The following is a 12253-nucleotide window of genomic DNA, read 5'->3' as shown; positions in this document are numbered from 1 at the left end:
CATGGTTTTATCTGGGGCCACGCGATGCTGATGTCCGGGATCGGCGAAAAAGCTCTGCGTGGACCTCGTGATAAAATCATAGGGACCGGAGGTACAAAAGCAGATCCGGCTTTGGCTTCCAAGGCGTGGCCTTTGCGGGTTCGATGCCAGCGTGCTTCCAAAAGTTCTGTAGCGCATCGCGCTTCATCTTCAGGTTCGTTAAGATATACCGGTTCGTGGTCGCGATGCTGGAATGACCGAGATAATCGCGGATCACGGTCACGTCGGTGCCTGACTGCAGGAGCGCGACGGCGCAGCTGTGGCGGAAAACGTGAGGAGTGATGCGGTCACGCGCCAACCTTGGCCGATCCTGGACGACTGGCGAGGCATGCTTGGTAAGGATGTACGCCGCTCCATCGCGGGTCAGCGGCTGGCCGTGTCGGTTCATAAAAACATGCTGCTGACCCGCGGCACCCGACAGGTTTTGCAGGCGCCGCAACGCGTCGGCCGTCTCGCGCCATAGCGGAACGAACCGCTCCTTGCGGCCCTTCCCATGTAGTCGGGCCTGGTGTGGCGGCGTCAGTTGAAGGTCCTGCCACAGCAGGCCGGTTGCTTCGCTCACTCTGGCGCCGCAATTATAGAGGAAAAGCAGCAGCGTGTAGTCGCGCCAGCCACTGCGGGTCCGCCGATCGGGATGGGCGATGATGGCCCGCACGTCGGTTGCTTCGAGGTAAGTTGCGGGCTTTTGCCTCGCCCGCTTCGACGGCAGCGCCAGCACCTGCGTGTAACGGAGGGCATTGTCGAGATCGTTGCGCAAGAGGTGCTTGAAGAAGCTGCGAAGCGCGGCACGGCGGCAGTTGCGCGTCGCGGTGGAGTTCGATCTTCCGCCCTCGAGATGATCGAGGAACCCAGCGACGGTGTCGGCATCGAGATCCTCCAGCACAAGCGCGGCGACCTCGCGGCTGCGATGCTGGGCAATGAATTGAAACAGCAGCTTGAGCGTGTCGCGATAGGCGCGCGTCGTATGTGGGCTCGCGCCGCGCTGACGCGGCAGATAGTTGGAGAAGAACGACTCCACCAGAGCGAACAGCATCTGAGGTCCGGCCTTACTCATCGTGGCTGCCGGGCGTGTCGCATATGTTGTTCGAAGCGCGTGCTCGCGAGTTCCAGGAGTTGCGGCGTCGCCTTCAGATAGACCTCGGTCCCAATGACGTTCTGGTGCCCGAGATAGGCCGAAAGCCAAGGGAGCTTGGCGTGAATGTCAGCACCTTCCTCCGCCCATGCCGTCAGGCGGTGAACCGCGAATGCATGCCGAAACTCATATGGACGCGCTCCGACGCGCCCTTGCGCAGGCTTGATATCGAGGCGGCGCAGGAGCTTGCGAATAGCTTCGGACGCAGCGTGGGTATGGAGTGGCGCGCCGTTGAGGCGAACGAACAGCGCTTCGGAATCCACTTGACCACGATCGTGAAGTAACCGGCATCGATCATCGACATAGAGGCGAAGCTCTGCGACAAGATCGTCGCGCATGGGGACGATCCGCGTACGCCGTTTGCTGTTGCGGATGAGCAAGGTCCCACGGTCGAGATCGACATCATCCATGGTCAGACGCACCGCCTCGCCGAGCCTGAGGCCGGTGCAGTAAAGCACGAGAATCAGCCTTCGCAGCATCGATGCCCATATGAAGCGGCCTTGGTGCGCTGACGCGGCGGCGAGAATGCAGCGGATCTCGTCGCGGCTGAAAATATAAGGAAAGAACGTCGACTCCTTCACCGGCGCAAAGGCGTGCTCGGGCACATAGCTGGTGGGATCGCGACGACGGCGATGCAGGCAAAGTTGACGAATGACCCCGAACTCATTGCCGAGCGTGACGGCCTTGCGGTCGGGCAAGCGGCCACACCAGCGGCTAATCGCTTCGGCCAGCGGAATATCGACATCGTCGCCCCACTGGTCTTCGACGAAGCGAAGGAAGCGTTCGATCTCAAACTCGCCGCGTCGATAGGGATGGCCCATGGCGCGCTTGAATGCCAGAAAGCTCGCGGCGTCGTTCCTCAACTCTTCCAGGACGACGACGGTGGTCATGTTGGCACCGGCAATGCGATCTCGCGCAGGGATGCGGTGGCGATCCGCACATAGGCCGAGACCGACTCTGGATCCCGGTGACCAAGGAGATCCGATACCACCTGGGGCCGCGCACCAAGGTCGATCTGGCGCGCCGCGTGAGAGTGTCGCAAGACATGGCTGCCCAGAAATGGCGCATCGATCCCCGCGATCTTCGCATGCTTCATCAAGATGTGGCGTATCGCGCTCGAAGCGACGAATGGCTCCAGCGGCATCTTCATCTGCACGAAAAGATGGCGGGTGGGTGTATCAGCGGGCCGGCCGTGGCGTAGATACTCTGCCAGCGCCTTGGCGACGGGTGGCAACAGCGGCAGCGTGAATGCGACGCCCGTCTTTGGGCGAAGGACTGACAGCGTGCCGCTATCCCAGTCAATATCCTGAAACTGCAAGCGGATGATCTCGCCGGCGCCAAAGCCATAGGTGCTCATCATCAGCAGGATCGCGTAGTCGCGAAGGCCCGACGGACTCGATCTGTCCACGGCCATCAGGAGCCGCTTCACATCGTCCCAGGAAAGGGACCGTCTCGGTCGCTCGTGCCGTCGTTGCACGGGCGCGATCACGGCCTCGCTGATATCGACCGGGCTCTGGCCACTCCAGTGCAGGAAACGGGAAAAGCAGCGTACCGTGCAAGCGAGATCGCTCACATGCGATCGGGAATATCGCGCGGCGCAGCCAACCAGAAATGCGTCGACATCGGTTAGCTGCATCGAGTGCCAGTCCTTGCCGGCCTGGATCAAATGATCCTGAAGTCTGCCGATGTGGCCCAGCTTCTTGTGAACCGTCACCTCTGGATTACCGCGGTGCTGGGTCAGATAGGCGGCATATTGCGCGAGCAACGGCGTCAGCAGAGCCTTCACCGGACGAGGCGGTCGCCAGTCAGGTGGGGCAAGCCCCAAGCGATGATAGACACGGCTGAGCGACAGCAGGGCGGTGCTGGAAAGGCGGAGAGAAAGCGGGTCGAGACCCCGTCGCTTCGCATACCAGTCTATGAACCGGCCAACTCGTTCGAGGGTCAACTCTTCTCGCTCGACCAAGCCGTGCAAGGCGCAATAGGTACGAAACTGCTGGATGCGGTTCAGATAGACAATCGTTGTTCCTGCCCCAAGCCGCCGCTCCGCGCTCCAGATGCGGCGGATATCGTCGGGGGTGGGCGCGGCAGGGTCGGCTGCGGCGATATGATCGACATGTATGGGCATGGCTTTACCTCGATCGGCAAAGCGTAGCTCGCGATGAACGCGTGATCACGCCCCGCATCGTGTTGGCAAGAGCCACCGGCGGCGTCGCCACTGCCAATCCTCTGGATAGGCCGGAATCCCAGGGGCGCCGGAATGCAGTGCAACAGCTGCGGGGAAAGAGCTCGGCGAAGCATTGCAAGGGCCGGAACGTCACCCACCGGCAAGCCCGGCCTTGCCAGCTGGGGCGCCATCACTTCAACGGCGGCAACGGATCTGCGCACCGCGACCACACGGCGGCGAAGCCAGCGCACCGCGCCTGGAAGGCAAATATCGGGCCCGCGTGCTGCGTCTGCGGCGGCTTCCATGCTCCGCGCCGACGCGGCGATCCCAGCGCTGCGATCAATCGCGGCAAGCGAACCGGGCAGGCGAGCGGCGAGAAAATCCGGGAGCAAGCTGAATGTTATGCGCCCTTGTGGGCAATAGCAGCGAGCGATCCGTACACCCGGGCTGGTCAGGCGCGCATAACTGCCGTGACGCCGAAATGCACAGCCACCGTTCGGGTGGAGCGGGCAGCGCGACAGTCGCGCGCGCCGCCACTCCTGTGTGGCGACATAGTCCTCGATCGTCGACCTGGTACGCAATGGTATCTGCAACTTCGCCCCCGCACGCGGCGGCCGCCAACAGCAAGGTCGCGGCTTTTATCTGGAGCCCAGCGCGCCGAAATCTCCGGCAAGCACGGACTATATCCCAAAATACCCCAGATAAAACCATGCTCTGGATAATGGCTCTTATGTCGAGATCGACATAAGAGCCACGCGCGCCGGAAATTTACCGACATCTTGGACAAGAGCCCGTCACCGATCGCGGCGGAGGCGGTTGTGCGGATCGCCGAGCTCTTCGCCATCGAGCGCGACATCAAGAGCGCGCCACCCGATGAGCGACGACGCATCCGCCAGATCAAGGCGGTGCCGAAGCTGGAGGCGCTGCGCGTCTGGCTCGAAACCCAGAACCGAGGCTTGTCGTCTGACAGCAATCTGGCGCGTGCGTGTCGCTATCCGCTTAACCGCTGGCAGGCCATGATCCGTTACTGCGATGACGGTCGGCTTGAGATCAGCAACAATCTGGTGGAAAATGCCCTGCGCGGTGTCGCGCTCGGGCGCCGGAACTGGATGTTCGTCGGCTCCATGAAGGGGGGAGAGGCGGCCGCGTTATTTTACTCCCTGGCCGGCACATGCCGGCTCAACGGCGTCGAGCCTGAAGCGTGGTTCACAGACGTCATTGAGCGCATCGGCAACCATCCGATCAATCGGATCGATGACTTCCTGCCGTGGAAATGGCAGGCATCAAAGCTGAGCAACGATCTGGAGAAGGCTGCGTGAGCAACGGCACTGTGGTGCGGATGAAGATTACGCTGGACGATGTCACACCGGCCGTCAGCCGAACGCTGGAGGTGCCGCTCAATATCCGGCTCGACCGCTTGCACACCGTCATCCAGACCGCCTTCTCGTGGACGGACTCTCACCTGTGGGAAATGAGCTTCGGTCAGACCGGCTTTGGCATCCCTGATCCTGAATATGGCTTCGACGGGCCGCTCGACGCCCGTAAGGCCACTCTCGCCCAGGTCCTGGCGGATACGAGGCGCAAGACCTTCCGATATCTCTACGACTTTGGCGACGCCTGGGAGCATAGCGTCAAGATCGAGCGCGTCAGCGCGGCAAGCCCGCACCTGACATATCCGCTCATCCTCGATGCAGTAGGCATGCGGCCGCCAGAGGACTGTGGCGGGCCATGGGGCTACGCCGAAAGCTCGAAGCGCTCGGCGACCCCCAGCATGAATATCACGAAGAGGCGCTGGAGACCCTCGGCGACGACCATGATCCCAACGCCCAGCCCGATATCCCCCTGATCGAGGCAAGGCTGGAAGTGCTCGCGAAAAAATGGGCACTGCGGACACGCCGCAAAGCCTGACAGGCCGCGTCAACGCCACCTTCCATCGGCGCTTACTGTGCTGATGACGACTACGCTGCATCTGCAAATGCGGCACGGTATCGCTCGACAATTTTACGTGATTCCGCTGACGGAACTCTAAAAAAGTTCGATATGTGAGCAAAGAGGATCACCAGTCAAATGCAGCCTGCCTGCACGACGCGCCCAACCCAGAGCAGAGGCGACATTGCCAGGCATTTCCTGACCTATTCCAAGACATTTCCAACGTCACAAATAGTTGCAACATTTTGCAAGCTTGGCTAGGTTGCCGATGCGGAATGAAGTGGGGACTTCCGACCTTTCGCCAAAGATACAAGTCGCATAAATTGCTGCAATGGATGGCGGGAGCCGTCTGATGCCGTGCTTTGGGGGAGGCTTGGTCGATGGATCGCAAACAGGCTGTTATTTTCGGTGGCGGCGCACTGGCGCTGATTGCCGGGATAACGCTTGTCGTCCGCAGTGATGAAACACCCGCTGCGCAACAGAAGGCGCCAGCGCCAGCCGGCCCTGTTACAACCGCCAAGGCCGCCGGCACGCCAGTTCGGCCCAGCAGCGGCAATGCTGCGACTCCGCCCGGAATGGATGCGGCCCGCCCCACAGATTGCCTGATCGAACCCAGCCAGATCGTGCGGGTGAATAGTGGCGTCGAAGGGGTGATCCAGAATATCTATGTCGACCGGGGCGATGATGTTCAGCGCGGGCAGGTCGTTGCTCAATTATACACCGATGTCGAGCGCGCCGCCGCCGCCGCCGCACGGGCGCGTGCTTCCAACCCCCACACGGAACGTGCCGCTGCCAGCCGGGCGGCCTATCTCGCCACGGTCAGCCAGCGATCCGACCAGGTCAGCCAATATCTTGCCCGCGACGTCGTCGACGAAGCGCGCGCCAATGCGCAATCGGCCGCGGAAGAGCGCAAGGCGGCGGCGGAAGAGCAGCGGGTTGCGCGACTGGAATATGTGCAGGCGCAGCGCGTGATCGGACAAAAGACCGTGCGCAGCCCGGTCAATGGCATCGTAACGGAGCGCCGCATGGCGCCAGGCGAGTATCGGGGCGCCGACGCGACGCATATTCTGACGATCGCGCAGGTCGACCCGCTGAATGTCGAAGTCTTTGCTCCTATCGCGCAACTGGACGCGGTGCAGGTGGGGGACGAGGTGTCGATCTTTCCCGAAGCGCCGGTCGGAGGAAAATATCGGGCGCGTATCAAGGTGATCGATCGCGTGTTCGATGCGGCCAGCGGCACGTTCGGCATGCGTCTCGAACTGCCCAATCCCGGCAACAAGCTGCCCGCAGGACTGCGCTGCCGACTGGAAATCGACCGCAAGCCCGCAAGCATTACCGCGCGGAGCAAATAGGCGGTCCCATCCCACTGATCAGACAGGAGCTTTACGGACATGACCAGGAAGCAAGTCTATTTCGCAGGTATCGCTGCATGCGCCATCCTGCCATCGTCCGCCAGCGCCGAAACCCTGCAACAGGCGCTGGAAGGGGCCTATCGCAACAACCCGACCATATCGGCCCAGCGCGCCAGCATCCGCGTTGCCGAAGAGGATGTACCGCTGGCCCGCGCCGCCGGTATGCCCACGGTCGACGGCAGCGCGACCTATCAGGAAAATGTCCTGACCGGCAAACCCGCGCCGAGCGGATTTTTTTCCAACCCGGATCGTCAGCTTGTCGGTCAGATCAACGCCAATGTACCCGTGTTCGATTTTGGCGGGGTACGCGGCAGTATGAACGCAGCCAAGGCGCGACTGGAGGCAAGCCATTTCGGCATGAACAAGACGGAGGCAGACCTGTTTTCCGCTGTTGTGGGCGCCTATATGGACGTGCTGCGCGACGAGGCGGTGGTCGGGCTGAACCGCAACAATGTCGATGTGATGCGCTACACCGTCAAGGAAGCCGACGATCGCCGCCGCGCGGGCAGTCGCGGGCCGACCGATGTGGCGCAGGCGGAAGCGCGGCTCGCGCTGGCGGAAAGCCAGCTTGAAACCGCCGGAGCGCGGCTGATTTCAAGCAAGGAGCAATATTTGCGGCTGGTGGGCCGGGCGCCCGAAAATCTGGAACTGCCGCCGCCCTTGCCGCAAATGCCAGCATCGCCCACAGATGCCGTGGAAATGGCGCTGGCCAACAATCCCGAAATAGCCTCCGCCCGCGTGCAGCGGACCGCCGCGGGGTATGACATTGATGTCGCCAGATCGCAGGCTTACCCGCGATTGAGCGCGATTGGCGGGCTCAATCAATATGATTATCTCGGTTCGCTGGAGCAGGGCACAGGGCCGCGCAACGGGGATCGCGGGACGACGGCCTTTGTCGGTGTAACCTTGAAAATGCCGATACTGGATGGCGGGCGCACCGGCGCGCAGACGCGACAGGCCCGCGCGAAGCAGGATGTCGCCGACAAGCAGGCGCTGGATGCCGAAGGCAAGGTCATTGCCGAAACGCGATCCGCCTTCGCTACATGGCAGGCGGCGACCAACGTGACCGACACGGCGCAGCGCGGGGTCAATGCCAACCAGCAGGTGCTGGCCGGGATGCGGGCGGAAGTCAGCGCCGGTTTGCGCCCGTTGCTCGACCAGCTCAATGCCGAACAGGAACTGCTCAATGCCCAGGTCACGATGCTGACCGCGCGGCGCGACGCCTATGTCGCGGGCTTCGCCCTGCTTGCGGTGATGGGCAAGGCGGACGCGGCGGATCTCAATTTCGACCAGAGCATCCTCTATCAGCCGACCGTGAAGGCGGACTGACCGGCAGGCGTTCGCTTTTTTCCGGGGAGCGATCAGCGCTTCGCTATTCTCCGCCGCCAAAGGCCATCGTCTTGCGGAGACGTTCCTCGGCGAGTTCAGTCTGTCGCCGGTCGGCGGCATGGCGTTTCTCGGCATTGCGCTGGGCCAGTCGGCGCAGCATGTTCGCCTTGCCATCGATCAGGGGCCAGTTCGTGACGGATGAGCCGATGATCCTGGCGGCGCGCGGGGCGAAATCGGCATAGAGCTGGTCGTCGAGCGCCGTGATCGCAATGGTGCTGCCGGGGTCGCCCTGCCTGGCCGCGCGGCCGAATAATTGGCGATCAATGCGTGCGGTGTCGTGAAAGGCCGTGAGGATGACATGCAATCCGCCAAGTGCCTTGGCCTCTGGATTGAGCAGGATGTCAGTGCCGCGCCCGGCCATATTGGTCGCGACGGTCACGGCGCCGGGCGCACCGGCTTGCGCAATGATGTCCGCCTCCTCCTCGTCTTGACGCGCGTTCAGTACGCGATGCGCTATGCCTGCGTCAGCCAGCGCGTGCGAGACGGCTTCGGAATCCGCGACCGAGCGGGTGCCGATCAATACCGGACGCGCGCCTTCCTGAGCCTGGACCTGGGCAACTTCGGCGGCGACCAACGCCCATTTGTCCTGCGCCGACCGTACCATCACATGACCGCGATCATTGCGTATGTTGGTCCGATTGCGCGGGATGACGACGACCTTCAGCCCATAATCGGCCCATAACTCATCCGCCACCTCCCCGGCCGTGCCGGTCATGCCGCTCAACCGGCGATAGCGGCGAAAAAAGCGCTGATAGGTGATGCGGGCCATGGTGTTGCGGACGCCCGAAATCTCCACGGCTTCCTTCGTCTCGACAAGTTGATGCAGGCCGCCTTCCCACGATCGGTCGGCCATGACCCGGCCGGTCGATTCATCGACGATCTGCACCTTGCCATCCGTCACGATATAGTCGCGATCCCGCAGGAACAGCCGGGTGGCGGAAATCGCCCGCATCGCCAGTTCCTCACGCGCCAGCCTGATCCGCCATTGGGTGTGCGGCAGCCCTTGGGACAATTCGGCGACATTGGCCTTGCCATGCGTGGTCAGATGCACCGACCGCGTGCCTTCGGTCAGAATATAGTCCCGGCCTTCTTCCAGCTTGGAGGCCAGTTCCAGCGCCGCGAGATAGACGCCATCTGCATCGCCGGGCAGTTCGGCAGATAGGATCAGCGGCGTGCGTGCTTCATCAATGAAGATCGAATCCGCTTCGTCCACGATCGCGAAATGCAATCCGCGCATCAGCAAGGGCTGCGCAACCTGACCGAACAGCTCTGCAATCAGGCGCCGCCCCTGCCCTCTCCTTTTTCCCAACGCCGTCTGATCGCGCAGATAGTCGAACGTCATCTCCTTGTTCGTGCCATAGACGATATGGCATCCATAGGCGGCGCGGCGTTCGGGATTTTCCTGTCCATGGATGATCAGGCCGCAACTCAGGCCAAACCGCTCGATCACGGGGCGCAATTTGTTGCAATCGCGTTCGGCCAGATAATCGTTCACGGTGAAAACATGCACCGGCATGCCGGCCATCGCGGCCGTGATCGCGGGTAGCAAGGCAGTGATCGTCTTGCCCTCCCCCGTCGCCATTTCGGCCAGCCCGCCATCCAGCATCACCAGCCCGGCGGCCAATTGCACAGGAAAATGGCGCAGGCCCAGTTCCCGACCGCTGACTTCGCGGATCAGGGCGAAGGCTTCATCGACCACCGCTTTGCCCAGCCGTTCGCGGACCAGCCGGGCGCGGATTTCCCGGCAGGCAGCGTCAAGCGCCTCATCGGACAGATCGGCCAGTGCCTCGCAACGCTGGACGATATGCTGCGCCCGATCGAGCAGGCCAGGCGCGCCTCGCTGCGCGGCGAGCATGCAGCGGCCAAGCAGGAGCGCGAGTGGCCAGTCCCATTTCCATGACGGCGCTGGCCCGCGCTCGGCATAGGGCGCAATAACCGGGCGGGCGTCGCTACGCGCCTCATGCCAGAAATGGCGGGCCTTTTCGCGCGCCTTGCCACTGAGCGCGCCCCAGCGCGAAAGCGTCGCGTCAGTCATTGAATTGCGTCAGGAAAAGCTGGCGCAGACGGCGCATGAATTGCCAGCCGACCGGCTCCCACCCCAATTGCAGACGGACATGAACGCGGGTGCCAAACCGGGCATCGCGCAATTGCTGCGGCAGCGACACATCGAACAGGAACACGCGGTTGAGCGCCGTCAGCCCCTTCTCATCGCCCGGATCGGTGGGGATGCTTCCGCCGTGCGTGGTGGAAAGCGCCTCGCTCGGCAGTTCGAAGGTGCCGCCCGGTATCGCGCGGGCAATGCTCCCATCCCAGCTTTTGCCAGGTTCGGACCCCAGCCAGAAGCGCACGCCGCGCAGTCGCGCCCGCACCAGTTCGATATCATCCTGCGGCACGACGACACGGGCGACCGCCGCATAGCCGGGCGTCACATAGCCAAGCAGCGTCCCCTTTTGCACATAGCGACCAGGCAAATCCTGCGCCGGGGCCTGAGTGAGCATGAACGTGCCATCTGTCCCCGCCGTGAGGCCCAGATCCCCCAGCCGCTGTTCCTGCACGACCAGTCGGCGGGAATATTCGCGCCATGCGTCCTGGCTGATCTGCCGCTTGACCAGATCGCCGGCCAATTCGGCATCTGCCTCCGCCTCCAGTTCGCGCAAACGCCAGCGTATCTGCTCGACTTCGGCCTCCAGCACCGGGTTTTCCGCCTGCATCAGCAGCGCGCCCTTCTTGACCGGCGTGCCGTCGGACGCCGCCAGCCGGGTGATGACGCCATCAGCGCCAGCGCGCACATGCGCTTCCTCCGGCAACCAGACGATCCCCTGCGCATTGACGTGCAGCGGGAGCGGAACAGCAAACAGCGCCAGCACGAGCGCGCCGACGACGCCGAGCGTGATCCTGACCGCCCGTTTCCGGTTGCCATGCAGTTGCGGGCTGGAAAGCACATGCGCAAACATCTTCCAGACCGGCAGGCCCAGCCCGCTCCACAATGACCAGAGCGCAATCAGCACGCCGACCACGAAATATTTCTGGGCCACGAACAGCGCGATGGCGATCAGCATCGTCATGCGGGCGATCAGCGCAGCCGGGGCAAAGAAAAGGAACCAGCGCTTTTCGCCCGGCGTCGCGTCGAACGGAAGCACGCCGGGGGTGCGGAATATATATTTGTCGACCAGATGCGCCCAGAACCTGTTGGCGCGACTGCCCAGATTGGGAATCTCGATCAGGTCCGACAGGATATAATAGCCATCGAACCGCAAAAAGGGATTGCCGTTGACCAGCACGGTCGACACCCCGGCGATCAGCATGATGTTGAAGGCGATGGCCCGCGCCAGCCCCGGTTCCATCAACACCCAGGCAAAGGTGGCGAGCGCGGCGATAAACACTTCCGCGATCATGCCAGCCGCGCCGACCAGCGCCCGCTGCCATTTGTTGGCAAGAATGCTGACATGCGAGGCATCGACATAGGGCACGGGCACCAGGATGAGCAGCATCACGCCCATTTCGCGCACTTCGCGCCCGAAATTCTTGGCGGCGAAGCCATGGCCCAGTTCATGGATGCATTTGACCAGCGGATATATGAGCGCGATCAGCAGCAGATTATCGGCTGCCAATACCCGATCGGCCAGATTGCCGGTCATCGCGTTCCAGTGAGTGCCGACCAGCAGCAGCGCGGGCACGACCACGCACAGCCACAGAAAGACCCCGGCGACACTGAACAGCGGCGCGACCAGGTTCATGTGGCGGGTGAGGAAGCGATCCGGGTCGACAAGATTGATCCGCACCGACATCGGGCTTTTAAGATTTTGCAACCAGCGCTGGCGACGCTCCTTCTTGAGCCGCTCATAGGCTTCGCCGGTGTCAGGCAATGTATCGCTGGCAAGCAGATCGGCCGCGTGCAGTTGCCCCAGTGCAGCGATGACGTCATCCTGACTGGGCGCGTCCTCGCCCAGACGTTCCACCAGCAATTCCCAAAGCGCTTCGACCGTCGTCGTTCCGTCAAGACGGCCTGCCAGTTCATAGGCGCCCTTGGGGAAGCGGTGCGCCTTGCCGGAGGCGCCATCGTCGATCACATACCAGACCTGCCCGCGATAGCGGTGCCTGCGCACCCGCACATGCCCCTTGAGCCGGGGGCGGAGCCGCGCGACCTGAAACCATGACGAGCTGTGGAACGGATTGGCCATGATGCGC

At 62.7% G+C, this 12253-nt stretch carries 8 protein-coding genes and 1 pseudogene; 4 read left to right on the top strand and 5 right to left on the bottom strand.

Annotation, left to right across the window (positions count from 1 at the left end):
• Positions 1–76 precede the first annotated feature (76 nt).
• Genes IWY39_RS00710 through IWY39_RS00700 form a run of 3 tightly spaced genes read right to left on the bottom strand, consistent with a single transcriptional unit; the run spans position 77 to position 3296 of the window.
• Positions 77–1093 carry a tyrosine-type recombinase/integrase gene (locus IWY39_RS00710; protein WP_145169984.1) on the bottom strand — a complete coding sequence of 339 codons (1017 nt, stop codon included), beginning with the start codon at positions 1091–1093 and terminating at the stop codon, positions 77–79.
• A complete protein-coding gene (locus tag IWY39_RS00705) occupies positions 1090–2061 on the bottom strand; it encodes a tyrosine-type recombinase/integrase (protein ID WP_145169986.1) in 972 nt (323 codons plus the stop codon). The genes IWY39_RS00710 and IWY39_RS00705 overlap by 4 nt, the downstream gene beginning before the upstream one ends.
• Positions 2058–3296: a site-specific integrase gene (locus tag IWY39_RS00700; RefSeq protein WP_196871299.1), complete on the bottom strand. Its 1239-nt coding sequence runs from the start codon at positions 3294–3296 to the stop codon at positions 2058–2060. The genes IWY39_RS00705 and IWY39_RS00700 overlap by 4 nt, the downstream gene beginning before the upstream one ends.
• 800 nt (positions 3297–4096) lie before the next feature.
• On the opposite strand from IWY39_RS00700, the pseudogene IWY39_RS00695 reads away from it, so the two are divergent.
• From IWY39_RS00695 to IWY39_RS00680, 4 genes and pseudogenes are all read left to right on the top strand, one after another.
• Positions 4097–4654: pseudogene (locus IWY39_RS00695) on the top strand (IS66 family transposase); the annotation flags it as partial.
• Positions 4651–5181 (top strand): plasmid pRiA4b ORF-3 family protein, encoded by a 531-nt coding sequence (locus tag IWY39_RS00690; RefSeq protein ID WP_229380568.1) that lies wholly within the window; start codon positions 4651–4653, stop codon positions 5179–5181. The pseudogene IWY39_RS00695 and the gene IWY39_RS00690, both read left to right, overlap by 4 nt.
• Positions 5182–5644: 463 nt before the next feature.
• On the top strand, positions 5645–6616 hold the full coding sequence (locus IWY39_RS00685; RefSeq protein ID WP_107123556.1) for an efflux RND transporter periplasmic adaptor subunit: 972 nt from the start codon (positions 5645–5647) through the stop codon (positions 6614–6616).
• Positions 6617–6655: 39 nt separating this feature from the next.
• On the top strand, positions 6656–8005 hold the full coding sequence (locus IWY39_RS00680) for a TolC family outer membrane protein (RefSeq protein ID WP_107123557.1): 1350 nt from the start codon (positions 6656–6658) through the stop codon (positions 8003–8005).
• Between the two features lie 43 nt (positions 8006–8048).
• On the opposite strand, the gene IWY39_RS00675 is transcribed toward IWY39_RS00680, so the two are convergent.
• Positions 8049–10100: a preprotein translocase subunit SecA gene (locus tag IWY39_RS00675; RefSeq protein ID WP_107123558.1), complete on the bottom strand. Its 2052-nt coding sequence runs from the start codon at positions 10098–10100 to the stop codon at positions 8049–8051.
• Entirely contained in the window at positions 10093–12246 is a 2154-nt protein-coding gene (locus tag IWY39_RS00670) for a peptidase M50 (protein WP_107123559.1), read from the bottom strand. The genes IWY39_RS00675 and IWY39_RS00670 overlap by 8 nt, the downstream gene beginning before the upstream one ends.
• Between the last annotated feature and the right edge of the window lie 7 nt (positions 12247–12253).

The organism is Sphingobium sp. JAI105, from assembly GCF_015752145.1.
Classification (GTDB): Bacteria; Pseudomonadota; Alphaproteobacteria; order Sphingomonadales; family Sphingomonadaceae; genus Sphingobium; species Sphingobium xenophagum.
This window is presented reverse-complemented; position numbering and strand designations above follow the sequence as displayed.

Bases quoted from the DNA above. Each gene is read 5' to 3' on its own strand.
- IWY39_RS00710 (WP_145169984.1), bottom strand. From the start codon at position 1,093: ATGAGTAAGGCCGGACCTCAGATGCTGTTCGCTCTGGTGGAGTCGTTC.
- IWY39_RS00705 (WP_145169986.1), bottom strand. From the start codon at position 2,061: ATGACCACCGTCGTCGTCCTGGAAGAGTTGAGGAACGACGCCGCGAGC.
- IWY39_RS00700 (WP_196871299.1), bottom strand. From the start codon at position 3,296: ATGCCCATACATGTCGATCATATCGCCGCAGCCGACCCTGCCGCGCCC.
- IWY39_RS00685 (WP_107123556.1), top strand. From the start codon at position 5,645: ATGGATCGCAAACAGGCTGTTATTTTCGGTGGCGGCGCACTGGCGCTG.
- IWY39_RS00680 (WP_107123557.1), top strand. From the start codon at position 6,656: ATGACCAGGAAGCAAGTCTATTTCGCAGGTATCGCTGCATGCGCCATC.
- IWY39_RS00675 (WP_107123558.1), bottom strand. From the start codon at position 10,100: ATGACTGACGCGACGCTTTCGCGCTGGGGCGCGCTCAGTGGCAAGGCG.
- IWY39_RS00670 (WP_107123559.1), bottom strand. From the start codon at position 12,246: ATGGCCAATCCGTTCCACAGCTCGTCATGGTTTCAGGTCGCGCGGCTC.